Origin of the sequence: Gilliamella apis (assembly GCF_030758615.1) — a bacterium.
GTDB lineage: Bacteria > Pseudomonadota > Gammaproteobacteria > Enterobacterales > Orbaceae > Gilliamella > Gilliamella apis_A.
On record NZ_CP132381.1, the window covers coordinates 1,517,663 to 1,543,441 of the forward strand.

The 25,779-nt window shown below is 31.8% G+C and carries 21 protein-coding genes, 2 tRNA genes and 1 pseudogene; 12 read left to right on the plus strand and 12 right to left on the minus strand.

The annotated features are described in order from the left end of the window. The first annotated feature begins 5 nt into the window (after positions 1 to 5). The 3 genes from RAM17_RS06980 (at position 6) to RAM17_RS06990 (ending at position 4,413) form a co-directional block, all read left to right on the plus strand. Complete coding sequence (locus RAM17_RS06980) at positions 6 to 965, plus strand: carbohydrate kinase family protein (protein WP_086358911.1); 960 nt, start codon at positions 6 to 8, stop codon at positions 963 to 965. 37 nt (positions 966 to 1,002) lie between these two features. Beyond that, the gene (fba, locus tag RAM17_RS06985) at positions 1,003 to 1,863 is read left to right on the plus strand and encodes a class II fructose-1,6-bisphosphate aldolase (RefSeq protein ID WP_086358912.1); all 861 of its coding nucleotides are present in this window, start codon (positions 1,003 to 1,005) and stop codon (positions 1,861 to 1,863) included. A 216-nt stretch (positions 1,864 to 2,079) separates the two neighbouring features. Continuing rightward, positions 2,080 to 4,413: a TonB-dependent hemoglobin/transferrin/lactoferrin family receptor gene (locus RAM17_RS06990; RefSeq protein ID WP_110447896.1), complete on the plus strand. Its 2,334-nt coding sequence runs from the start codon at positions 2,080 to 2,082 to the stop codon at positions 4,411 to 4,413. A 96-nt stretch (positions 4,414 to 4,509) separates the two neighbouring features. Here the strand turns inward: RAM17_RS06990 and RAM17_RS06995 are convergent, their stop codons facing one another. Continuing rightward, complete coding sequence (locus RAM17_RS06995) at positions 4,510 to 5,088, minus strand: hypothetical protein (RefSeq protein WP_110447895.1); 579 nt, start codon at positions 5,086 to 5,088, stop codon at positions 4,510 to 4,512. Between the two features lie 34 nt (positions 5,089 to 5,122). Next, a complete protein-coding gene (locus tag RAM17_RS07000) occupies positions 5,123 to 5,863 on the minus strand; it encodes an Imm52 family immunity protein (RefSeq protein WP_110447894.1) in 741 nt (246 codons plus the stop codon). Between the two features lie 508 nt (positions 5,864 to 6,371). Here RAM17_RS07000 and RAM17_RS07005 point away from each other — a divergent pair. Genes RAM17_RS07005 through RAM17_RS07020 form a run of 4 tightly spaced genes read left to right on the plus strand, consistent with a single transcriptional unit; the run spans position 6,372 to position 10,733 of the window. Further along, positions 6,372 to 7,259 carry a substrate-binding domain-containing protein gene (locus RAM17_RS07005; RefSeq protein ID WP_110447893.1) on the plus strand — a complete coding sequence of 296 codons (888 nt, stop codon included), beginning with the start codon at positions 6,372 to 6,374 and terminating at the stop codon, positions 7,257 to 7,259. Positions 7,260 to 7,310: 51 nt separating this feature from the next. Continuing rightward, a complete protein-coding gene (locus tag RAM17_RS07010; protein ID WP_110447892.1) occupies positions 7,311 to 8,804 on the plus strand; it encodes a sugar ABC transporter ATP-binding protein in 1,494 nt (497 codons plus the stop codon). After that, positions 8,801 to 9,784 (plus strand): ABC transporter permease, encoded by a 984-nt coding sequence (locus tag RAM17_RS07015; protein ID WP_220000061.1) that lies wholly within the window; start codon positions 8,801 to 8,803, stop codon positions 9,782 to 9,784. The genes RAM17_RS07010 and RAM17_RS07015 overlap by 4 nt, the downstream gene beginning before the upstream one ends. A 16-nt stretch (positions 9,785 to 9,800) precedes the next feature. After that, positions 9,801 to 10,733, plus strand: a complete 933-nt coding sequence (locus RAM17_RS07020; protein ID WP_110447891.1) for a sugar kinase — start codon at positions 9,801 to 9,803, stop codon at positions 10,731 to 10,733. Between the two features lie 354 nt (positions 10,734 to 11,087). Here RAM17_RS07020 and RAM17_RS07025 read toward each other — a convergent pair whose 3' ends face one another. Continuing rightward, complete coding sequence (locus tag RAM17_RS07025; RefSeq protein ID WP_110447890.1) at positions 11,088 to 11,909, minus strand: DeoR/GlpR family DNA-binding transcription regulator; 822 nt, start codon at positions 11,907 to 11,909, stop codon at positions 11,088 to 11,090. A 309-nt stretch (positions 11,910 to 12,218) separates the two neighbouring features. Here RAM17_RS07025 and RAM17_RS07030 point away from each other — a divergent pair, with 309 nt between their 5' ends. Beyond that, the gene (locus RAM17_RS07030) at positions 12,219 to 12,644 is read left to right on the plus strand and encodes a hypothetical protein (protein ID WP_110447889.1); all 426 of its coding nucleotides are present in this window, start codon (positions 12,219 to 12,221) and stop codon (positions 12,642 to 12,644) included. A 212-nt stretch (positions 12,645 to 12,856) separates the two neighbouring features. Here the strand turns inward: RAM17_RS07030 and RAM17_RS07035 are convergent, their stop codons facing one another. Further along, the gene (locus RAM17_RS07035) at positions 12,857 to 14,065 is read right to left on the minus strand and encodes an MFS transporter (RefSeq protein ID WP_110447888.1); all 1,209 of its coding nucleotides are present in this window, start codon (positions 14,063 to 14,065) and stop codon (positions 12,857 to 12,859) included. 138 nt (positions 14,066 to 14,203) lie between these two features. On the opposite strand from RAM17_RS07035, the gene RAM17_RS07040 reads away from it, so the two are divergent. Beyond that, positions 14,204 to 15,115, plus strand: coding sequence for a helix-turn-helix transcriptional regulator (locus RAM17_RS07040; protein ID WP_110447887.1), 912 nt, complete (start codon positions 14,204 to 14,206; stop codon positions 15,113 to 15,115). Between the two features lie 63 nt (positions 15,116 to 15,178). On the opposite strand, the gene RAM17_RS07045 is transcribed toward RAM17_RS07040, so the two are convergent. After that, positions 15,179 to 17,395 carry a TonB-dependent receptor gene (locus tag RAM17_RS07045; protein WP_110447886.1) on the minus strand — a complete coding sequence of 739 codons (2,217 nt, stop codon included), beginning with the start codon at positions 17,393 to 17,395 and terminating at the stop codon, positions 15,179 to 15,181. Between the two features lie 824 nt (positions 17,396 to 18,219). Between RAM17_RS07045 and RAM17_RS12545 the strand changes: the two are divergent. The 3 genes and pseudogenes from RAM17_RS12545 to RAM17_RS07055 form a co-directional block, all read left to right on the plus strand. Beyond that, a pseudogene (locus tag RAM17_RS12545) lies at positions 18,220 to 18,541 on the plus strand (carboxymuconolactone decarboxylase family protein); the annotation flags it as partial. Between the two features lie 269 nt (positions 18,542 to 18,810). Further along, entirely contained in the window at positions 18,811 to 19,902 is a 1,092-nt protein-coding gene (locus tag RAM17_RS07050; protein WP_110447885.1) for a hypothetical protein, read from the plus strand. Between the two features lie 207 nt (positions 19,903 to 20,109). Then, positions 20,110 to 20,340 carry a LysR substrate-binding domain-containing protein gene (locus tag RAM17_RS07055; protein WP_110447884.1) on the plus strand — a complete coding sequence of 77 codons (231 nt, stop codon included), beginning with the start codon at positions 20,110 to 20,112 and terminating at the stop codon, positions 20,338 to 20,340. 236 nt (positions 20,341 to 20,576) lie between these two features. Here the strand turns inward: RAM17_RS07055 and RAM17_RS07060 are convergent. From RAM17_RS07060 to RAM17_RS07090, 7 genes are all read right to left on the minus strand, one after another. Then, positions 20,577 to 20,652, minus strand: a tRNA-Gly gene (locus RAM17_RS07060). 17 nt (positions 20,653 to 20,669) lie between these two features. Next, a tRNA-Leu gene (locus RAM17_RS07065) sits at positions 20,670 to 20,757 on the minus strand. A 213-nt stretch (positions 20,758 to 20,970) separates the two neighbouring features. Then, positions 20,971 to 21,525 (minus strand): CDP-diacylglycerol--glycerol-3-phosphate 3-phosphatidyltransferase, encoded by a 555-nt coding sequence (gene pgsA / locus RAM17_RS07070; protein WP_110447883.1) that lies wholly within the window; start codon positions 21,523 to 21,525, stop codon positions 20,971 to 20,973. 107 nt (positions 21,526 to 21,632) lie between these two features. Next, complete coding sequence (uvrC, locus tag RAM17_RS07075) at positions 21,633 to 23,468, minus strand: excinuclease ABC subunit UvrC (RefSeq protein ID WP_110447882.1); 1,836 nt, start codon at positions 23,466 to 23,468, stop codon at positions 21,633 to 21,635. 1 nt (position 23,469) lies between these two features. After that, positions 23,470 to 24,147: an arginine ABC transporter permease ArtM gene (artM, locus tag RAM17_RS07080; RefSeq protein ID WP_110447881.1), complete on the minus strand. Its 678-nt coding sequence runs from the start codon at positions 24,145 to 24,147 to the stop codon at positions 23,470 to 23,472. Between the two features lie 9 nt (positions 24,148 to 24,156). Further along, entirely contained in the window at positions 24,157 to 24,933 is a 777-nt protein-coding gene (artQ, locus tag RAM17_RS07085; protein ID WP_216819478.1) for an arginine ABC transporter permease ArtQ, read from the minus strand. 83 nt (positions 24,934 to 25,016) lie between these two features. After that, a complete protein-coding gene (locus RAM17_RS07090) occupies positions 25,017 to 25,751 on the minus strand; it encodes a transporter substrate-binding domain-containing protein (protein ID WP_086360009.1) in 735 nt (244 codons plus the stop codon). Positions 25,752 to 25,779: the final 28 nt, after the last annotated feature.

Consider the following 25,779-nt stretch of genomic DNA (forward strand, 5'->3'; position numbering starts at 1 on the left):
TAATTATGGCAATACTGACAATTGGACTAGCTTGTTATGATCAGTTCTATTTTACAACTAGTTATCCAAAAGAGAACAGTAAATCATTTGCTTATGATTTTATTGAAAGCGGTGGTGGCCCTTGTGCAAATGCGGCTTATTTATTGGGGCTATGGGGAGAAGATATTTACCACTTAGGACATTTGCATGATGATATATACGGTAACAAAATTGTCTCTGAATTTAAACAAATTGGCGTGAAAACTGACCAAATTATTTTTTCAGATGAGATGATTACGCCACTTGCTGCTATTACCGTCAATAAAGAAAATGGCTCGCGAACTATTATTACGCGAAAATTAAATACTCCACCATCAATAACGACTACCGAAAAAAATAAATTGAATCAGTTTATTCGATATTTACAAGAAAATAAGCGTGATTTAGTTATTCTCATCGATGGTCATGAACCAGAATTAAGTGAATATGTCATTAAACAATTACCTAATGTCAAAGTTGTCATGGATGCTGGATCGTTACGAGATAGTAATCTCTATTTAGCCAAATATACGGATTATCTAGTTGCAAGTGAAAATTTTGCACTTGCTTATGCCCATTTAGATGAATTTACAAATAAAAAGTCATTAGAGAGTGCATTGAAAAAACTAACATCAATAGCTAGAGGTTCGGCTTTTATAACATTAGGCGAAAAGGGATGTGCTTATATGGAAGATAAAAAAGTTAAAGTTAGCCCAAGCTTTCTTTGTCAATCAATTGATACGACAGGTGCTGGAGACATATTTCATGGGGCATTTTCCTATGGGGTAAGTTATGGTTGGAACATTGAAGAGATTATTTCATTTGCAAGTTTAACCGCAGCAATTTCGATTGAACGTAAAGGTGTTCGTAAAGCAATGCCTAATTTATCTGAAGTCAATAAAGCGCAACGTAGATTTGAAAGAAATTTGACTGAATATTTTAAATAACTAATTAATAAATAAATAAAGGATTAAGAGGTAGATTATGTTAGTTTCAATGAAAGATATGTTAAATAATGCTTATCATGAACATTATGCTGTAGGACAATTTAATATCAATAATTTGGAATGGGTAGCTACAGTTTTAAAAACAGCAAAAGAGAATCGATCGCCAGCAATTCTTGGTGTATCAGGCGGTACAATAAAGCATATGTTGGGCTTTAATACTATCCATGCTATTGTCAAAAATGCAATGGATTATTTAGATATTGATGTACCTATTGCTTTACATTTGGATCATGGTCAAAGTTATGAATCTTGTTTTGCCGCAATTAATGCAGGATTCAGTTCAGTAATGTTTGATGGTTCGCATTTACCATTTGAAGAAAATCTCGAAATTACCAAACGTATAGTAGATTACGCGCACAAAAGAGGAGTTTCGGTAGAAGCTGAATTAGGGACTATTGCAGGAAGTGAAGATGGAATAGTTAATTCTCAAGTAATTTATGCAGATCCACATCAATGTTTAACCATGGTAAAAGAAACTAATGTTGATTGTTTAGCTGCAGCATTGGGCTCTACTCACGGTCTATATAAAGGAAAAGCTAAATTAGGATTTAATGAAATGCAGCATATTTCTAATTTAATAAAAATACCATTAGTGCTTCATGGTGGAACAGGAATTTGTGATGAAGATATGTTACATGCGATTTCTTTAGGGACAGCAAAAATTAATGTTAATACTGAAAATATGTATACGTGGTGTGTTGCTGTTGGAAAATTATTTGCTGAACAAAAAGATCATGACATTAATGACCCTCGTAAAGTGATTAATCATGGATTAAGTCCGGTAGCAGAAAAAATAACAGAACGAATGAAATTATTTGGATCAGTTAATCGATATTAATCGTTCCTTTTATTTAACGAAAAATAAAGCCATCTATCATGATGGCTTTTTTTATTAAAAATAATATTGGAAATTAAATAAATTTTATATTTTGCTGTTTATTTTTTGTTAAACCCAATATACTTGCCATCCCTCTCACATGGTAATGATAATCATTATCATTATTATTTGTGTGGTTAATTTAATTTAAAAATGCATTTTATGAAGGAATGAAATATGAATTATAAGAAGGTGAGTACCATAATGCTCTTTATGAGTTTTTCTCTTCAAGCTGCACCACAGCCTGAAGAGAATAAATTGTCTAACAATATAACAGAACAACAAAAAAATAATAAAAGCAAAACAGTTAATGAAGATATTGATGATGTCATGACAGTTATTGCTCGTTCGTCATCGCAGGATGAATTAAAAAAAATCAATAGTGTGATTGCTGGTCGTTCTACACTTTCTTCTGGTTTAATTGAACAAAAGCAAGCAGATAATGTCGCCGAATTACTTAATACCTTACCTGGTGTAAGTTCTGCTGGTTCGGTAAGGCCGGGAGGACAAACATTAAATATTTGGGGATTTGGTAAAGTTGAAGATGTCAAAATAATTGTTGACGGTGCTCAAAAAGGTTTCCAAAAATATCAACAAGGTTCGGTTTTTGTGGAACCAGAATTATTGAAACAAGTTGAAGTTAATAAAGGTCCACATGATGTCAAATTTGGTAATGGTGGATTTGGTGGTGTGGTTAAAATGGAAACTAAAGATGCCATTGATTTACTTGATCCAGATAAATATGTGGGAGGATTGCTTAAATATAGTTTTCATTCCAATAATCATCAAAATATGGAAACAGGCGCAGTTTATGGTCGTACTAAGAATAATTTCTTTGATGGTTTAGTTTACTATACCAAGCGAAATAGCGGTAATTTTAAACGGCCAGATGGATCAAGGTTTGTTTTTTCTGAGGATGATATGGATAGCTACATGGGTAAGTTGAATATTAGACCTAATGAAGAGCACACTTTTACGTTATCAGGTATTCACTCTAAACGTGATTCTTGGCAACCGTGGGCGGCAAAATATGTCGAAAAAATGACGCCTCCTACAGCAGCACAGATAAAAAAATATGGTTATAAAGCTGCATGGTTAAGGAAATTGGTAAAAAGATACCAAACAGATGATTCAGCCCAATTTAAATGGAATTACCAACCAACTTATAATCCGCTCATTGATTTAACACTACATACTACATACTCTAAAACTAAACAACATGATAAGCGCCCAGCTAAATATAATCCAGTTTCTTCGTTAGGAACCATGGGTAATGAAAGTTGGGTCAGTTATACTGATAAAACGATTGAATTGGAAAATGTAAGTTTAATTAATATTGGTGATGTGAAGAACGCATTAAAGATTGGCACACAAGCTCATTTACATGATCGTGATACATTAATGTATTATAAGAATTATGAAAAAAAACCAAACTATCATCATGGTTATTTTCAACCAGCATATATGCCATCGGGTAAACAGCAAACTTATAGTTTTTATGTACAAGATGAAATTTCTGTTAGCAATTTTGTTTTAACGCCTAGCCTACGATATGATTATGTAAGAAATCATGGCACAAAAAATTATGCCTCCGCTTATAATGATCCTGATCCACGTTTTGGACATGATTATTCTCCGGTGACATATAGTGGTTGGACGCCACGATTTGGTACTTATTGGCAAGCAACCAATAATATTGGCTTTTTTGGTGACATCAGTTACGCATGGCAAGCGCCAACCATAGATCAAACTTATGAAGTGCAATTTACACCTAAAAATGGCGGAAGTGGTAAGATTACTGCGACGAGCCGTAATTTAGATAAAGAACGCGATTTATCAATTCGAATCGGTAATATTTTAGATTTTAATAATTTAATATTGGAAAACGATAAAATACAGGTTCGTAGTACGCTATTTAGGCAACGTGTCACTAATGAAATATTTGTTACTCGTGGCTTTAATGGATCGATTTGTGGGCCCAATAAATCATGTCCTTTAGGCCAATCTAATTATCGAAATCTTCCGGGTAAATTAATTGTAAAAGGCTTTGAACTTGAAGCATATTATGATAGTAAATATTGGTTTTCAAGTGCGACATATTCTATACAGAAAGGGGAACGAGATACCGCACCTCAAGCACCTTGGATGCATAACAAAACCTATGTAGCGACTATTGCTCCTCGTACAGCCACGTTAACTGCCGGATTTAAAATACCAGAATGGAATATAAGAGCCGGATGGAATGCTCAATTTGTCAGAAAACAGGATCGAACCGGGCATGAAGATAGAAATCATGATGGTTTACCTGATCTTGGTGCTTATTCATTAGGACCTTCATCAGGGTATTCATTACATAACTTATTTGCTAGTTGGCAACCAACCTTTTTACCAAAAGCAGAAGTTAAACTATCTGTAGATAATTTATTTAACAAGGATTATAGACTCTATCTTGGTGAAAATACTTATGGTATGGCACGTAACTTTAAAGCCAGTTTTTCTTATCGATTCTGATAATTAAGATATCGTTTTTTGCGATATTGATTAATTGTTTTTTATTCAAGACTCATAAAAGCCCTTATAAAGAAGGGCTTTGTTTTATATATTTTATTATTGGTTAAGATAATTTTTAATAAAATTGAATTTACGAGCTACATAAATCATATCTTGAAATTGTTGTTGGGCTGATTGATCCGTTTTTTCAATCCACGCTTTAATAATAGGGTTATCTTTAAAAGTTGGATCAGAAGCATAGGCGTATAAATAAGTTTCAATGATTTTAATTTCAGTAAATTTTAAATCGACTAAATAATGATAAGCAGCCAATAATCGCTGAAATAATTGCGCTGATTTTTCATTAGGTAATGAAATATGTTCATGTTGCATATTGGTAATTAATTCATTGATATAACTATTTTCATCAACATGATAAATTGTTCTGTTTAAAAGTATTTCTTCGGCTAATTTTTCAGCAAAGTCTTGAGTTATTTTAGCTTTTTGTTCTACCGTTAATCTTGAGTTGCTATTAATTGTTTTCTGTCCGTTTTCGATCGCTTTCATCGCTTCAATATCACTGCGTGAAGGGTTGAGATCAGGATCATATTTTATTACAGCAATAATTGCCGCAGTATTAACTAGAATTTTAGTTGCATCTAACAAAGTAGATTTATTGTTTATAATTTTAACCATTTTAATTCTCAAATTTTTATATTAATGTCATAGATTATAAATCGTGTTTCATTGGTAAAAGATCTGCTTCTCGCAATTTCAATTCCACACTATACATAGTTTTAATATCATTAATATTTTGTCTATTAGGAAAATGATCGAATAAAACAATGACAGTACCAACATGGGTATTCTCTTTTATAATTGGTATTAATTGATAAACTTCTGGATAATCCTTATGTTGTAGTGGACTAGGTATGTAAGCCATTAAAGATAAGTTTATGCGTGGAGGAAAGATATAAATTGAACTAGGAATTTCTCTACTATTCATAGTAATAAAGTTATGGCTAAATTTTTGCGCTAATCCAGTTATAAACGATGCCATTTTATCAATAATTTGTTTACTTTCAGGTAAATTAAAATAGAAACCAACGGAAGATTCACCCGCCTGAAAACCTTCGATAGCTTTGTATCCGGAATAGGACATCAGATTACAATTAGATAATTTTTGACTATCGGCAAAAAAAAATAAAACACTGCCTCTTGTGTCGATTTGTTTACAAGCACGCGATAGTTTTTTTAATCCATATTCGGTAAATCCTTCAGGACTATAAATTAAAGCTTTGGGCTTACCTTTGGCTGTACTTCGATCTGGGTACCAATGGGCATTGTCATCTATACAGTATTGATAAGTATTTAATATGTCATGTAGTTGTTGATTAAGATCGGTAAATACAATTTGCTGCATTCTGGGAAGATGAATTTTAATATCAAATTGCGTCTTGTTTATTTCCATGTAAACATCCTTATTTTTTATCTTTCATTTTTACAAATTAATCATAACATTATTTATCATTAAAAATGAAAGTAGTTTTACTTATTATTTTTTTATTTAAATAAACTAAGATTTGACGATTAAATCGGTCTAACTAGGTTAATTTGTCTGTTTCGAATTGAGTTTGTCGTAGTCAATATTGATGTTGCTAGCTTACTTTTAAATCCTCTATAAATAATATTTAACTTTTAAAATGAAAATATATTTTTATATTTTTGCTTTTATTTTGAAAATTTGAGAGCTTCGTCACAATAAAATTTGTTTCAAAAACTATACTAATAATACGTAGCGTAAAGTTACGAATATTGCAGTAAATAGAGAAAAATTATGGTTTCAAATCTTTTTAAAAATATTTTTCTTTGTATTGTATTTTGATAGTTGCATGATGATAAAGAATAAAAGATTGGATGATTTATTCTTTCTTTCCTATAAGGTTAATTATCATGCTTAAAATTAAGGAGCTCTTTCTATGAAAAAAATATCTAAACTCTTTTTTGTGTGTTTTCTATTTTTTTTCACTTTCGGCGCACATGCTAAGCAATATCATATAGGTGTTTCATTATTAACCCAACAACATCCTTTTTATATCTCATTAGCAGATGCTATAAAACAAAAAGCTCAACAGGAAAATGTTGATTTATCACTATCTATCGCTAGCCAAGATCTTAATAAACAAATTTCAGACATTGAAGATTTTATTATTAAAAAAGTGGATTTAATTATTTTATCACCAGTTGATTCAAAAGGTGTACAAGCTGCGATTATGAAAGCTGAAAAGGCGAATATTCCGGTTATTACTGTTGATGTTCCTGCCGTTGGCGTCAAAGTCGTTAGTCATATTGCGACCAACAATTATGCTGGTGGTGTTACTGCTGGTGAGTTAATGGGGAAATTATTAAACGGTAAAGGAACGGTTGGTGTTATTGATTATCCTATGGTGCAATCAGTTGTTGATCGTGTTGATGGATTTAAAGAAGGATTGTCTAAAACTCCAGACGTGAAAATAGTGTCTATTCAAACCGGAATTACCCGTGCAGAAGCTCTTGTTGTTGCACAAAATATGTTACAAGCATACCCAGACTTAAATGGAATTTTTGGTTTTGGTGATGATGCTGCATTATCAGCGGTTATCGCGGCGAAATCTGTTAAAAATAATGATATAAAAATCATTGGTTTTGATGGCATGGATGAAGCCAGAAAAGCTGTAGATAAAGAAAAAACATTCGTAGCTGTAATCCAACAATATCCAAATAAGTTAGGTGAAATCGCTGTAGCTACTGCAATTGACTACTTAAATGGTAAAAAAGTCGATGAAGTAATCCCAGTCACTCCTGGCGTATATACAGGAAAAAAATAATTCACAATAAGGGATAGGGTAATATCTATCCCTTCCACAAGGAATCAACTAATGAATAATATCATATTATCTGTGGATTCTATTGCCAAAAATTTTGGTCCGATTCAAGCTTTGAAAAATGTTAGTTTAGACATCTACCAAGGTAGAGTTCATACGCTATTGGGCGAAAATGGCGCAGGAAAATCTACATTAATGAAAATCCTAGCCGGAATTTATCCGCCAAGTAGTGGAACAATTACCTATCAAGGCAATGTTATCACTATAAAGAATCCAACAGAATCAAGAAAGATAGGGATTGCTATAGTTTTCCAAGAATTGAGTTTAAGTAATAACCTAACGATTGCTCAGAATATTTATGCCAATAATGAACCAAATAAATATGGCATTATTTCTGATAATCAAATGATTAAAAATTGTAATGCATTATTTGCGGAATATGGAATCAAATTAAATCCAACACAAATTGTTGGAACCATGTCTATGGCGCAACGGCAATTGGTTGAAATTGCAAAAGCACTTAGTTATGACGCGAAAGTATTAATCATGGATGAACCGACTTCATCATTAAGTGATAATGAAGCAGAACTACTCTTCAATATAATAGAAAAACTTAAACAAAAAGATGTTGCCATTATATATATTTCGCACCGAATGGATGAGATCATGCGTATCTCTGATGATATTTCTGTTATGCGTGATGGCGAGTATATTGCCACCCACCAAAAAACCGAAACCACCATAGATCAGCTGATTGCTGAAATGGTTGGCCGTGAAGTACAAAATATTTATCCACCGAAATTACCTCATCAAATTCAGGAAGATCCGCCTTTATTAGAAGTTAGAAACTTAGATCATTTTAGAGAATTCAAAAATATTAGTTTTAAGGTGCATTCTGGTGAAGTAGTTGGTTTTTTTGGTTTAGTTGGTGCTGGTCGTTCAGAAGTGATGAAAGCATTGTTTGGGGTAACTAAATACCAAGGTGAAATTTTTATTTCAGGTAAAAAAGTCAATATTAATTCACCAACTCAAGCCATTGAACATGGCCTTGCTTTTGTTACCGAAAATCGTAAAGAAGAAGGCTTGGTTTTGATGCATGATGTTCATTCAAATATTAATCATATTGCCTTTCAATATGAGCCATCTTTTATCATCAATAATAGAAAAGAATTATTAAATTCGACTAAATATATAAAAAAGATGGCTATCAAAACCAATAATCCATTCCAAGTAACCGGTAGTTTAAGTGGTGGTAACCAACAAAAAATCGTAATTGCCAAATGGTTAGTGAAGCCACCTAAAATTTTGATTTTAGACGAACCAACTCGGGGAATAGATATCGGTGCCAAATTGGAAATTTATAAATTAATAAGAGAACTATCATCAAAAGGTACTGCAATCATTATGATCTCATCAGAACTACCCGAGGTGATGTCTATCAGTGATCGTTTATTTGTTATGCGTAATAAAAAAATTGTAAAGGAATTTAATACTGAAGGGTTAACTCAACCAGAAGTAATGAATATAGCAACAGGAGCATGTGCATGAATACTAAAGAAAATACCTCGATGAATAATAGTAATTTTAAAGAATCTTTTTTTAAAGTATTCCGTCAATATGGTGGAATTGTTATCGGGCTAATTGCTTTATTCATTCTGTTTTCATTTATGAATAGTAACTTTTTAACTAGTACCAACATTATGAATATTGTCTTGCAAGTATCAATTATTGCGATTACGGCATTTGGTATGACATATGTATTGCTGCTTGGTGATATCGATTTATCCGTCGGTTCAACTATAGCGTTAACAGGTACATTAGCTGCACTTGCTTTACTTTGGGGATTGCCATTTTATCTTGCCATAGTTATAGCTTTGTTACTTTCAATTGCGGTTGGTTTTATCAATGGTAGTTTAACGGCACTTGCTGGTATTCCATCGTTTATTGTGACTGTAGCAACTATGGGAATTTTCCGTGGAATTGCTTATATCATTACAGATGGTAAACCTGAAATGATTATGGATGATGTATTTCTTGAATTAGGTAATGGTGATATTTTTTCAATTCCTAATCCAATATGGGTGCTATTAATATTGTTATTAGTCAATCATTTCATCTTATCTAAAACGACTTTTGGTCGAAAAATTTATATTACTGGTGGCAACAAAGAAGCCGCTGTTTATTCTGGAATTAATGTTAAAAAATTAAAAATACAAGTTTTCATGATAACTGCATTAATGGCAGGGATCAGTGGGTTATTGTTAGCATCAAGACTTTATTCAGGCCAACCAAGTACTGCGCAAGGTTATGAATTAGATGCTATTGCTTCAGCAGTTTTAGGCGGAACAAGCTTAAATGGCGGTCACGGCACAATTATTGGAACAATGATAGGCGCTCTAATCATCGGTGTTATTAATAACGGCATGAACTTGATGAACATTCCTTATTTTTATCAACTAGTTGTTAAAGGATTAGTCATTCTATTAGCTGTATATATTGATGTTCGTAATAAGAAAAACAGAGTTTAAATGGAGTTGAATTAATATGAAAAAAATATTTACACTAGGTGAAATTGTTGTCGAAATTATGGCTAACCAAAAAGGGCAATTATTTACACATGATGGACTATGGAAGGGCCCATTTGCCAGTGGTGCTCCAGCAATTTTTATCGATCAAGTGGCGAAATTAGATGAACCAGCGGCGATGATAAGTTGTGTTGGTAATGATGGCTTTGGTGAGTTAAATATAAAAAAACTGGCTGATGATGGTGTTGATATCTCTCATATTAAAGTTATGGATGACCAAACTACGGGAAGCGCATTTGTAACTTATCATGAGGATGGTAGTCGGGATTTTATTTTTAATATAAAAAATGCTGCTTGTGCTCTGATTAATGAAGACATGGTTAGTCAAAAGATTTTAGAAGATTGCGATCATCTACATATAATGGGATCTTCGCTGTTTTCTAAACAAATTCTTGATACCGCTAAGAAAGCTATAGCAATAGTTAAACAAAATAAAGGTATCATTTCCTTTGATCCTAATATCCGTAAGGAAATGTTAAATCTGCCAGGCGTTAAAGAGGCGCTGTTAGCAATATTACAGCAAACCGATATTTACTTACCAAGTGAAAGTGAAGTCACACTGTTAGCCGATACGGATAATGAGAAGCAAGCGATCGATTATTTTTTAAATAATGGTATATCTTCTATTGTTATAAAAAAAGGTAACAAGGGCGCGAGTTATTATTCGGCAAATGAATCTTTTGATGTGCAACCTCATTTAGTTACCGAAATAGATCCGACTGGTGCAGGGGATTGTTTTGGTGGTGCATATGTCGCCTTAATTCATAAAGGTTTTACAGCCAAAAAAGCCTTAACTTATGCTAATGCTTGCGGTGCATTGGCGGTGACAAAACAAGGACCAATGCAAGGTACGTCAACATTGGAACAGTTAGAAAAATTCCTACAAAAATAGATGATTTCAATCATTAATAAGCCCCTAATTAGGGGCTTTTTTTATTAAATTTGCCATAAAAAACATTACATTATTTAAAATTTTCAATAATTTTTTATATATTGTTTTATGCCTTCAGACATTAATAATATTGAAAATAGCGATTTAAATTTTTGCTTATTTGTGTGACGTTGTCACTAATTTTAAGGCAAATCTTAACTAGAATTAGCTTACAATATTAAATAAAAAATCTAGTTAAATAATAGTTGATATTATACTATTCAAAGTGTTGTTAATTATAGAAAAATCAATAGCATAGTTTTATTCTAACTATTTATTTGGTAAATATTTATAAACATAAATTGTGAATTAATTTTATTTTTTCATTGAGTTTTGATAAATAACGCTATCTTTATTAACACTAGATTGTTTAAATGAACAATTAGTTATCTGCTGATGATATTCTGCCATTGTTGAGTTAGAAAGAATGATAACATCAATTTGCTGAAGTGAAGCAAATCCAAAAGTATCATTTTCTTCAATTCGACTGGGTAGAAGCGCGATGCGACAATTAGCGTTGTTTAATAATAATTGATAACCTTCCATCAATTGACTATTCGATATGGCAATTTCATCATCGGTATTGATTGCCTCTATTTCAAATATAACGGTAGATAATTCATATTTTGCTAATAGAGTTTGCACATCATTTTTATCAAAATTAGTATATTTTTGATTAAATACTCCACCAATTAACACGATTTCACCCTGAATATAATCTTTTGCTAACATAGCAAAGCTTAAATCATTAACGATCAGAGTGAGATTTTTTTTATTATATAAATATGGTATGAGTTTTCTAGTTATTTTACCATTTAACAAACATAGCGTATCTCCATCATTGATGAATGATAAACATCGCATAATCAAACTAATATCAGAGTAAGCGTTTTTGGCTTCATTGTTTGATTCTTGATGGGATTTATCAAAACTATCTTTAGGTTGTAAATATATGGCTCCACCAAAGGATCGTTTAAGATAACCTTGTTGTTCTAAATAATTTAAATCTTGTCGTATAGTGACACCAGATACATTTAATAATTCAGATAATTCATCAACTTTAACTTCACCTTGCTTTCTAACTATTTCGGCAATATCTAATCGTCTTTTTAGCAGTGAAGTATTTCCTTTAGCCAATTTTATTTACCTCTTTAAAAATTATGTGTTAATGAACTATACAAAAACAGATGATTAAATACTTGTGCAAATAAAACTTAAAGTTGAGATATATTGCACGTTACTAAATCAGAAATAATCCTTATTAATATCAGTATAATGAATTATTTAAATATAATGATGCATACATAAAAATAATATAAAGCAGATTATTTCACTTATATTATTACTAAATTGAAAGATTAAATATATATTTAGCTTTATTATCTGCTTTATTTTGTATAAATGGTGAGCTAACATTAGTTAGAAGCTAATAAAAGTGAATGCGTTATGTTTAAAAAATTAACCAATATACAAATTCATAACAATACAATCATCATAGATGGCCATGAAAGTAAAGTTCGTGTTGATGGAACTTGCTTAGAGGCTGCTCTATTAGTGGATGACAATTATATTTTGTTATTTGTTACTTTTGATTGTCCATTTGAAGAAATTTTAGCTATTTATTTATTAGATTTACAACAAAATAGAATAATTGATAAAGCGAAAATATATCGAATGTATTATACAGATTTTTTCAGTGATTTAGTGATTCTTTCAGAAAATAGGATTTCTTTTGATTTTCTGATCGAAGGTGGTTGGACATTAGAATTATTTGATAAACCGAAAAAATCGCTAACGTATTTATTTCCAACATTATTGGTGAAGCGACCATTTTCATTAACGAGATACTTTAGTATAAAAAATAATGTTTAATACGATTCAAAACTTTATATGATTGATATCGTCATTTAACTAATATTTTAATTAAATCAATTTATTAATTATTTTGGTGTAAAAATTAGTAGAGTAAGTTGTAATACATTTTTATCATTAATCAAACAATAATTTAAAGTTATGTATCAATAGATTAAAACGTACTGTTATACTCAAGAGACTGTACAAAGATATCAAAAAATTACAACTTATTATTTATTTCTAATCATTAAGTTAATAACAATTATACTTATTAGCGCCAATAAAAAGGCAATGAGATAATTAAAGTATTCAGCGATTGTCATTGAAATTGAGGAACCGATTATTTCAGAGAATAATAAGCTACTTTGAAAAATAGCATAATCTGTAGCAGTTTGCTTTCCTTGTTTGGCAAAAATCATTGTAATGGTGTAAATACTAACATTAATCGTTCCAATACCAATACCTAAAATAGTCATCATAATGGTAGTCGTAATAGGATTAATATAGTCAGGCATATTGTAAAGTAAACACCAAAACAGAATTAGAAAAAAGAGTAGAGCAAAACCAATTTTTAGTGTTTGATAAGGTTGTTTAGTTTTTAATAAATAGGCTGCAATGGCACAACCTAAAAGCATGGTTAAATAACCACCAATACCTGTATAAATACCAACATCACTCACAGAGAACCCATGATCCAGTAAAATAAATTTAGTTGTGGTTAAAATTACCGAACCAGCAAAAGGTATCATGATCGCAAGAAATAGCATATGGTAAGCATTTTTTCGTTTAAAAAAATTGTGGATTCTTGCTCTGGAATTGGATCGCGAATTGTGGCCTAAATTAGGCTCTGTCCATATAGTGAGTTGTATAATCGATACAAAAATAATTACAACTAACAGTAAAATACTATAGGTTTTTCCTAAATAATCATAACAAACGGTTACTCCAGCCCCGCCAATAAGCATACCAGTAATATTGCCCATTACTTGAATACTATTTATCTGGCTAATAGTGTTGTTTTGCGATAAATCTGCTGCAAGCCCGTCAGTTGCAATATCGAGTGTTGCAGAAACGATACAAGAAAAGATGATTACTATAAGAAGATAAGTAGTCGTTTCTGATGTGAAAGGGGTGAAAGCAATAATGGTTATCAAAATTGCTAATAGACATTGCATTGGTAGTAACCAACTTTTTCGATAACCTATTTTAGTTATCCAGTGATTTTCGACTAACGGAGCCCATATAAATTTGATAACCCAAGGCAAACCCGCTAGTGGAATCATTGCTATCACGGCTAACGAAACACCTGAATCACGTAATAAGATAGGGTAGGCGTCAAAAGCTAATCCAACGGGAATACCTTGTATGATATAGAGTTGCGCAATAATAAATAAAAAATAACTTTTCTGCTTATAATAAGGAATGGTTTTATTATCCATGAAAATTTCTATATGAATATATAATAATTATCTTATTACATATTCTATACTCCTAAGCATTACAACTTATGAATAGTAGCTTTATTATGTTGTAAATGCAAATGATATTTGTTATCGTTTGCATTGTTTGGAGGATGTATGTGTTTTGATAATCAATTAACCAATAAAAATCTAAATTATAGCGGTAAAGGTCTATCATATATTGAGTTACAACCAGGCTTAGCTATATGCATTAACAGTGCTGCAGATCTAAATGCTGTGGATGTTAGTAAAACGTTTTCGAGTAGTGAAAATTGCTTATGCTTTAATTGCCAGTTACAAGGTAAATTGAGTGTACAGATTAAAGATAAGAAATTTGTAAGTAAAGAAGGCGATTTAACCTTTGGTTTCGCTGATGGTGAGATTTTTCATTTACAACATTCCAAGGATTTTTGCAATATTGAGGTTATGATAATGCCAAAATTATTGGATGTTTTAATTGGTGATATGGATTTTCAATTTTCTTGTTTAGATGAAAAGATCAATTTCTTTTTGCAGCATTATCAGATACAGCAAAACAAAAATGTATTATCTTGTGCTCGACAACTATTTTATTTAATGCAAAACACTGATTGTAAAATCACCAACCGTCTATTGTTATATGCCCATGTTTTAAAGTACTTAAATTGGTATTTTAAGTCTTTTGAACAACAATCTACTAAACATGAATTTACGCAATGGGAATATCAACAACTTAACCATGCTCGTAATTGTTTAATAAGTGATTTAACCTGTCCTCCTACTATCAATTGTTTAGCTAAACAAACAGGTCTCAATCAGAGTAAGTTAAAAAAAGGTTTCAAGCAGATTTTTGGTAAAAGTATTTATGCTTATTTTTTGGCAGAAAGGATGCATAAAGCTAAACAGTTATTAGCCGAATATAGTGTTACAGAAACGGCAATTATGATGGGTTATAGCAATATTAGTCATTTTAGTTCAGCATTTAGAAAACAGTTTGGGGTATTACCTAAAGAGATACGCCGCCAGTATTCGTCTAAGTTTCTCGAATAATGACGGCATGGTTAAGCTATTATTTAACTGATTTAAAGTGTATCCCTTTAAAATTAAGTATTGTTAATAGTTATAAATAAAACCAACTCCTAAAGTTCGGCCTCTACCAGGCGAACCAATTGTTGCATCAGGGCCATCATGAGACAGTGCTGGAATATGATATCCCCATAAATCGTAGGATTTATTTAGTAGATTGTCACCCCACACATAAAACTCAGCATTTTCTGTTTTGACAGCAATTCGAGCATCAAGTTTGTTATAAGCTTTTAAGCCAAATTTATTTTGCACATCAGCTTGGCGAGAACCAATATAACGATCAGTTATTTGCGTTTCTAATGATATTCCTGAAGCTAAATTTAGTGGTATAGAGTGTAGAATGGTTAAGTTAGCATTCCAATGAGATGTATCCGGCACTTCGTTATGTTTTTTTACATGAGCTAAACTTTTGTTAGGCGTACCGACTATTTTAGCATTGGTGTAACCTATGCCACCTGAAAAGTCTAAATTTCCTGGTGCCTTCCAAAAACCATCTAGCTCTACACCATAACTTCGGATATCATAATTTTCAACCACAGAAACAAACGTCGCTGGATTATAAGCCATTAGATGTTCACGTTTAGTATCATTATAAAAGAATGCCGTGTTTAATCCTACCGTATTATTTTCAGTTTTTAACCCTATTTCATAAGCGTTTACATACGCTGATTTATAGGCTTGATCTGAACGACCAATAGTAGCAAAATCCGTACCTTCATCATTGAAACCACCTGTTTTATATCCTCTTGAGTAAAGACCATACAGGGTAGCATAATCATTAAGTAAAAAATTCAAACCTAATCGGCCAGTAGTAAAGTTATCGGTTATCTTTTGCTTATCAAAAGCCATGGTTGGTTTATCTTTATTATTTTCAGCATAAATTGAGTTAGCTAGCCATTTTGCATGATAATTCTTCTTTTCGTAAGATTGACGAAGACCTGCTGTTAATTTGAGTTTTTCGGTAACAGGGTAGGTGACTTCACCAAACACTCCGACATTATCTGTTTCGAACTGTCTTCTAATGTTAGCATTCAATGCATTACTTGGATAAAACACATCCATAACATCATAAGTATTTCTATGACGATCATTGGTATAGTAGTTTATACCTGCTACCCAAAATATTGGTGCTTCAGGTTTAGATGAAATTCTAAATTCTTGAGTGAAAAGATCTTCTTTGGTTAAATAAGACCAATTAGATGGTGGTGACATACCGCTCAAATGGTGGTATAACCTACCTTCATAAATTGGTGATCTTCTGTCACTTTTGCTATACGAATAACCGGTAATAGAACTCAATAAGCTATTATCCAACTCATGTTCCACTTTTAAATTGAAACGATAAATATTTTTGTCATTCTTGTCACTGCTATTTGGAATGTCAATCTTAGGGTGATGTCCATATGGGCGCATCATATACATATCGTCCATACCCATAGCTTCTTCTATTTCGGTAATAAATGAGATAGAAGTGAGTTCTGAAGCTTCCCATAATAATGTGCCTCTAGCGATTTTATTTCTAAGAATACTCACCGGTTTATGGTCATTAACATTTTCTAGAATGCTATCTGCTTCATCATAACGGACAGCAAATCGAGCACTTAATTGATCGGATAAAGGGCCACTGATGACGCCTTCGGTTAATATTTGATTATTTTGTCCGAATTCGGTTCTAAAAGCTGATTCAAAATAGCGAGTTGGTTTTTTCGAAATAACGTTGATAGCACCAGCCTCGCTATTTCGGCCAAATAATGTCCCTTGCGGGCCTTTTAATACTTCGACACGTTGAACATCAAGTAAATTTAAGGTCGTATTACTTTTTGATTGTGGCATCCCATCCACGTTAATACTAACCGAGCTGTCATCGCCACTCATAGGTAATACAGAACCGACACCACGCATTCGAATAGATTTCGCTGCCCCCATATTACTAATTACTTGTACACCGACAGTATCATTTAAAGCTTTTTCTAAAGTGGTCTCCCGCCGGTCAACCAGTTTTTTGTCGTCAACAATATTGACCGTAAATGGAATATCCTTGGCTGACTCTTTTACATGTCTAGCAGTAACTATCAATTGTTCTACTTGATCACTATCGTCTTTTTTTTCAGCTGTATCTGCCATTGTGTTAAACGATAAACATAAAATACCGGCCATTAACCACGGTGAACCAATAATGCTTTTGTTAGAACAAACTAATGCTTTATTAGTTATTTTATTGGTAAAAACTAATTTGTATCTCATATTATTTTCCTAAATTCAACCATAACCTACATAATCAATAGGGAATACTTTTGGTAAATTAATAAATGATTATTAAATGTGCTAGCTAGTAGCATCATTAACATATTTAATTAAGAATGATTATCATTTATAATGTAAATGTTTTGCTAGCAAAGGACTCCCCATATTGGGCAAAAATAACCGAATCAGTTCTAAATTCTTTTAAATTTAATTTTTTTTTAATTAATAAATTAATTTTTAGGGGAAAATATATTTGATACTCTTTAAATATTTAACGATATTAAGAATATTATTTAACTAATTCGTATTAGGTAATATTGTAAAGTAAGTGATTTGTATTCACTATAAATGGCGGATAGTGGATAATTTTGCTAATTAATTTGCAATGAAATTGGTTGGGGAATAAGTTAGTTTGAGTTCTAGTGTTCTATTAGTCTATTTTTATAGAGAGTGGAATATGGCTACCCGTTATTTTCAATTTACTTATAATTGAGGATAATGTTTTAATATTTTTGTGTTAATAAAAAGATGAAAATCCTAACTATGGATAGCGAGAATATAACTTAATTAATCCATAATTTTTTCAAGAAATTAGATATTGATAGTTAGGCAGAATACGAAATTAGGCGATTAAAGACCGAAGAGAGAAAATGAACAAACTGTAATTAACTGAAAAGATTTATTGATAATAATTGTTTTCCTCAGTTATTTCTTCATTAAGATAATTATTCATTATGATTAAAAGAGAACAATATCTTATTGAAATCTCCAAATTTGTTAGATTTTTTAATTTGATTTTTTCATAATACAAAATAAAAGAAAAAATTAAGAACAAAGTAACAGCGGGAAGAGATGTACTAGGCGAATTCGTTCCTAAGTTTGCTGAGCTTAATGATGTTATATTATTTGGCGAAGTTTGGTCTAGAGAAAAAGAGCTCTCAGCAAGAGATAGAAGTTTAGTCACAGTTACGGCATTACTTGCCAGTAGTATCTTAGATAGTTCTTTACAATTTCATTTGCAGATTGCAAAAAAATAACGGTATCACTAAGCAAAAAATAGCAGAAATTTTAACTCATGTAGCATTTTACGTTGGTTGGCCTAAAGCATGGGCTGCGTTTCGTATAGCAAAAGAGATTTGGAAAGATTAGTTTTTACTACAGAATTACAAAGAAATTGTAAAATAAACTTGAATAAGATAATTAAATCCATTTTTTAGAAAAGATAGTGTTGAATTAATATGTATTGAATACTATTCGTATTTATATCATTACTGACATGTTAAATTTGAAATAAAAGGTTAAAATAGCAAATAATATTTACTATGAAATTATGTAATGCCACAATTTAAACAATGCTGATACATTGATATACCAACGAATAAGTGGATTGCGTTCTAAAAGACTAAGAACACAAAATGAAAGATAATTGCCAATTTATTACTAATAAATTTTATCGATATGACTACATTTCCTATGGACATACTGATTGTTATCGTATCATTACCAATGAGGGAGTTTATTTTTTTTATAAAAACCAATTTATCGATGTAAGTGTCTTAGATAAATTAAATGAAGGCGATGTTATCCATATTGCTTCTCACGCACTTAATGATGGCACTTTTTGGCTCCACTGGTTAGTTTCATGGAAAGGAGACTTGGCTATTCGTAATAAATTACATTGTGCTTTCCCTCATCCTTCTACATTAATTTTACCATTTTTGATCTTGATAGGATTTTGGCTGGATCTTCAATTTATAACACTATTTTTAGCCACTGGGTTGTTTCTAATTTTGATATGGTGTATTTGTTCAACGCTATTTCGTTTAATAAATTTGGTTTTACCTAAACAATTTTTTTTACGTCAGCGATATCATAAATTAAAAAAAGGCGATCTTAGTTTTATGAAAACCTCGTTTTTAGAACATCGTAAAACCGTTAATTGTTCATCAACAGACTTACCTGTATATGAAGGAATTGCAACTAATATAGATAGACAATTAATTTATCGATCGGAACGAAGGAAAATATTATTTGATTTTAGCGGTGTTAGACTATTTTTCGATGAACTTGCTTTAGATAATGATCATATACCGGTTGTTTATTCTTTTTGCCATCCGACGTTTATTGCATCAGGAGATAAACTCAGTTTAATATTTGAAAATAATAAAATACATGGGATTATTAATCATACCGATGGTTCAAGCTATTTAATTCCTCATTGTATTTGGATAAGTAAACAAAAAGCGAAAACGTTATTACGTAATTGGTATTTTTATACTATTTTTGCCCCAATTGCATTTTTATTATTACAGATAATTATATATCCAATTAAAGAGTTTGATTTTATAATGAATGGTTTTTTATGGATAATATCCGGAGCACAAATTATTCCTTTACTCCTGTTACTATTTTATACACTATTTTCATATCTTAATGATCGTTCCTATGCCAAACGAGTTTTAAAATGGTTATATCAAACCACAGGACATTGGCCGAAAGAGCTCTGAATAACAACAACTAAGCCAATATAGTTAAGATGAATTAATCTATAATTTTCGGCATGGTCTACCATTATTCAAAAATTATATACTTCATGTATGCTAAGGTTATAGTCACATCTGTAAAACGCTGTATATGGGCAAAATAATTCTTGAAAACAGTGAATTATAAGAATAAATACTAATGTGGTTCTTTGATTACATAAAACACAGTTGATGATAAATGCTTCTAAGCAGGATTTAGGTATTTGTTTTGTTTCTGAGCAATTTGTTCATGATGAGATTCAGAATGGAGAGTTAATTCCAATTTTAACCGAGTGGGTTGGTATCCCTCGTCCAGTTTATGTGATGGTTAGAGATAGATGCTATATCCCTAATAGAGTAAAAATATTTAAACAATATATAGAGCAATACATTAAAGATGAAAATGTTAATTATCAAATTTAACATCTTAAATATATCCATCTGACACTTTAATTATAAAGGTTAATTGCAGTATGTTATTTATTATCTAGGTGGACATTGTATGCTTTCATAGTATAAAGATATTTATAAATACAATGTCTATAAAGCAATAGATATAACTGTATTTTTTTGTGGCTCTATATGATTTTATACTACTAAGTGAAATATATAGTTTATCATAGATAATAGTATGTTATGAACATCGATTGAATTTAAATTGGAGCGGGAAACGAGGTTCGAACTCGCGACCTCAACCTTGGCAAGGTTGCGCTCTACCAACTGAGCTATTCCCGCATGAGAAGTGTTTTAAATGGTGCCCGGGGCGAGACTTGAACTCGCACGGCCAAAAAGGCCGAGGGATTTTAAATCCCTTGTGTCTACCGATTTCACCACCCGGGCTCAAAACTTAGTACCGAAGGGTAACTGCGCTTTGGATGCTGTGCATTTTACCTATCTTATCATTTCAGTCAATAAAAATTTTAAATTAATCGTTTGATTGCTCAATGTTTGACTGATTCGAGGTTAAATTGCTCAATTTTTTCGTTTTTAACTAAAGTGCAATGCTATTTTTTCAATTTGAATATTTAGACATTACACATCAAATTTATTATGTTAATCGTTATCTAATAAATCGACTTGAGCAACCCATAAATATTGAATCATCGATAATAGGGTTAATACTGTAGCAATAAACAAGGCTGCAAGTCCGGCATAAATAACTAGATCGCAAGGTCTCCAAAGTAACCATGTTAATGCAGTCATTTGAGCAATAGTTTTTATTTTACCAATTGATGAGACGGCAACATTATTTCGTTTACCAATTTCAGCCATCCATTCTCTTAATGCTGAAATGATGATCTCTCGAGAGACGATGATGATTGCTGGAATAGAAATCCACCATGTTTGATAATATTGGGTTATTAAAACTAAAGCGATAGTGACCATAATTTTATCGGCAACAGGATCTAAAAAGGCACCAAATTTAGTAGTTTGGCCTAATCGACGAGCGAGGTAACCATCAAAAACATCTGTTACTGCAGCTATTAAGAATATTAATGATGAAAAAAAGCCAGACCATTCATGAGGAAATAGATAAAATGCCAACACAAAAAAAGGAATAAGTATTACTCGAAATAATGTTAAAAATGTAGGTAAGTTGATTTTCATGTGACATTAGCTCATTTTGTCTTATTAATCAATTGGTTAGTGATAATTAAAAAAACAGTGTTTTCTTACTGATTATGTTGCCTGAAAAATGTTAATTTTTCAATGTGTTATTGCTGTAAATTTAGATAAATTTTTTCAGCTAGCGATTTGGATATGCCTTGTACTTGGGCTATTTCATCTATACTAGCATTTTTTAGCTCTCTAAGTCCGCCAAAATGTTTTAATAATGCTTGGCGTCTTTTTCCGCCAACGCCTTCTATATGTTCTAATGCACTATCAGTTAATTGTTTAACACCTTTTTTACGCTGACCTACAATCGCATGGTCATGTGATGCGTTACGGATTTGTTGAATTAATAATAGAGCAGGGGAATGATCATCTAAATAATAACCTTTACCATGGGCTTCAAAGAAGAGTGTTTCTAAACCTTCTTTACGCTCAGCACCTTTAGCCACCCCGATTAAAATAGGATGATGTTTATCCCAGTTTACCTGTAACTTCTCAAATACTTGTAAAGCTTGATTAAGTTGTCCTTTACCACCATCAATAAAGATAATATCAGGGATTTTATCTTCAGGGAGATCTTTTTTACTATAACGGCGAGTTAATACCTGTTCCATTGCTGCATAGTCATCACCTGGGGTGATACCGCTAATATTATAGCGACGGAATTCAGATTTAACCGGTCCTTTATCATCAAACACAACACAAGAAGCGATAGTGTTTTTGCCCATAAAATGGCTGATATCAAAACATTCCATTCTATTGATTTTCTTAATACCCAAAAAGGCTTTTAAAGCATCATATCTTTGTTTAATGGTTGAGTTTTCTAATAGTTTATTTTTAACTTCCGTTTGAGCGTTAACTGTTGCAATATTTAATAATTTAAGATTATCACCTTTTGGTTCATCAACTAATTTAACTTGATGTTCGGCGACGATGGATAAAGTTTCTTCCATCGCTTGTTTATCTGACAACGAAAAATTCAGAAGAATTTTCTTTGGAATATTCCTGTTTTGATTACCTTGTAGATAAAATTGTCCTAAAAATGTCTCAATAACTTCTTCAAGTTCAGTGTTAGAGGGAACTTTAGGAAAATAAGAACGATGGCCAAATGTTTGTCCATTACGGATAAAAAGTACATAAATACAAGCTAGGCCGAGTTCATAATGAAAACCAATTACATCTAAATTATCATTATTATTGTAGATAGCTTGTTTTTCATTAATGTGTTTGATTGCTTGTAACTGATCACGTAGCGCTGCTGCTTTTTCAAAATTAAGCTCACTACTAGCTTTCAACATATCAGCAGTGATTTTTTTTAAGATTTCATCTGACTGTCCAGATAAAAATAATCTAACATAATTCACTTGTTCATTGTAATCTTCATCGCTGACTAAACCCGGTACACAAGGGCCTAAACAACGTTTAATTTGGTACTGCAAACAAGGACGTGTTCGATTACGATAAGTACTATTAAGACATTGCCTTATCGGAAAGGTTTTTTGTAATAATGCAAGAATTTGTTTAACTGCATAGCCACTAGGGTAAGGGCCAAAAAACTCATCTTTTTTACGATTAACTGCTCCGCGGTATAAAGATAATTGTGGATGGCGTTCTTTACTTAATTTAATAAACGGATAGCTTTTGTCATCTTTAAGTAAAACATTATATCGTGGTTGATATTTTTTGATATAAGTCTGTTCAAGTAAAAGTGCTTCTGTTTCGGTATTGGTGATGGTAAATTCTACGCGATGAATATGACTCACCAATCGATCGGTTTTGATGGTTTTTTTACTACTATTAAAGTAACTTTTTAAACGATTATTGAGGTCTTTCGCTTTTCCCACATAAATGACGGTATCTTTATCATTAAACATTTGATAGATACCTGGTTTATGTGGGACAGTTTTTAAGAAAGATACAGAATCAAATTGGCTCATATTAATTTTCAAAGGTGAGGGCTTTTTTCTCTATTATCCTCATAATGGTGCTTAAAATACCATTTATCAAGAGGTAGATAAGCCCTGCAACAACAAAAATTGAGAAGTCATAGTATTCACCATTTAGTGTATTACTATATCCCATAAGATCCATAACAGGAATCATTGATGCTAGTGCAGTTCCTTTAACTACGAAGACAACTTCATTAGAGTAAGTAGACAGTGCTCGTTTTAATGCATATGGCATTACAATTTTAAGTGTTTGTCTTTTATTCATGCCTAATGCACTACATGCTTGCCATTGTCCTTGTGGAACAGCTTTTAAAGCACCATAGAAAATTTGAGTAGTGTAAGCTGCACTATTAAGCGTTAAAGCTAAATAAGCGCAAAACCATGGCGATGAAATAAATTCATAAAAAGCGGGTACTTTACTTAAAATTTCGCCAAATTGTGAAGGTCCATAATAGATTAAAAAAAGTTGTACCAATAAAGGTGAACCAGTAAAAATAACAATATAACCACGTATCGTTTTAGTTAAAAACTTCGAATTTAAAGATAAAAGACAAGAAAAAAAGATAGCTAAAAAACCAGCTGATAATATGCCTGCAATACTTAAGCTTAAAGTATCAGGTAGACCTTGAAGAATGATTTTTAGATAGTAAATAAAATTATCAGACATAAAATGACCTTACTGACTATTAGCTGATGACGGTTGTTCAAATTTGGTAGAACGTTTTTCAATACGAGAAATAACTCGTTGACTTAAAACTGATATCACTAAATAAACAAGCATAGCAATAAAATACCATAAGAAAGGTTGGTTGGTTCTTGCAACAATTGTTTTGGTTTGCATCATTAAATCATCAATCGCTATCGCAGATACAAGGGCGGTATCTTTTAATAAAATTAACCATTGATTACTCAAACCAGGTAATGCATGGCGCCACATTTGCGGCATTATTATACGGAAAAAAGTACGAGATTTACTAAGGCCTAATACTTGAGCTGCTTGTTTTTGTCCACTTGGAATCGCTTTAAATGCTCCACGTAAAGTTTGAGATGCATAAACAGCATAAAGTAAGGATAAAGCAAAAACACCGCATAAAAATGGATCTGGCTGAGTATTTTCAATATTCATTTTTACGGTAAATGATGTAAAACCAAGTGGAATGGTAAAACCATCATCTAATGCCATCAATAACAGCGGTAAACCTGTATAGATTGCCACCACAATTAATAATTCAGGTAAAGCCCGAATAGTTAAATTAAATAGTGACATTAACCATGCAACAGGTTTGAAAGGAACTGATTCTAAAATAGTAAAAATGAACGCAAAAAACATGCCGACAATTAACGATACAAAAGCTAGTGATAACGTTATTGTGGTTGCTTTAGTTAGCGGCAAAATATACCCATCCATAGAAGAGAGTAACCAGTCGATACCGTGTGCAAAAAAGTCTGACATAAAAAAACCGTAATTAATTTAAAAAATAAACTCGCCGCAGAGTATGCGGCGAGATCTCAAAATACAGATTTTAGTAAATAATATTATTTACTAAACCATTTTTTATAGATAATATCTAATTCACCATTTGCTTTTAATTTATCAATTGCTTGGTTGAATTGTTCAAGTAATTGATCATTTCCTTGACGTAAAGCGATACCTAAGCCTTCACCAAAAAATTCATGATCGGTAATTTTGTCACCTAAAGCAACAATGTCAGCATCTTTACCTAACCATTCTCCAGCAACAAATGAGCTTGAGACAATGGCATCAATACGTTTTGCTTTTAAATCTAGAAAAGCAAATTGATAGCTGTCATAACTGACTGCTTTAACATCAGGGTACTTTTCATTTAAGTATTTTGAATAAGTTGTACCTTTCTGGATGCCAACTTTTTTACCTTTCAATTGATCAAGACTGGTTAAAGAGTCTTTTAAAGTAATGAATTGGATTGAGCTGTCGTCGTAGTAGATTTTAGTAAATGCAACTTGTTTTTGACGCTCTGGAGTAACATCAATACCTGCAATTGCTGCATCAATTCGTCGAGTTTTAAGGCTAGGAATTAAACCATCGAATGATTGGTTAACAATTTTGCAAGATACTTTCATTTCTTCACAAAGTTTATTCATAACATCGATATCGAAACCAACAATTTCATTTTTATCGTTAGTAAATTCGAATGGCGCATAAGTTGCTTCGGTACCAATAGTTAATGTTTCTGCTGCTTGAGCTGCAAAAGCAGATCCAGCAAATAAAATCGCTAGTAATGTTTTTTTCATATTTCCACCCAATCTGGTTTTAATTAAT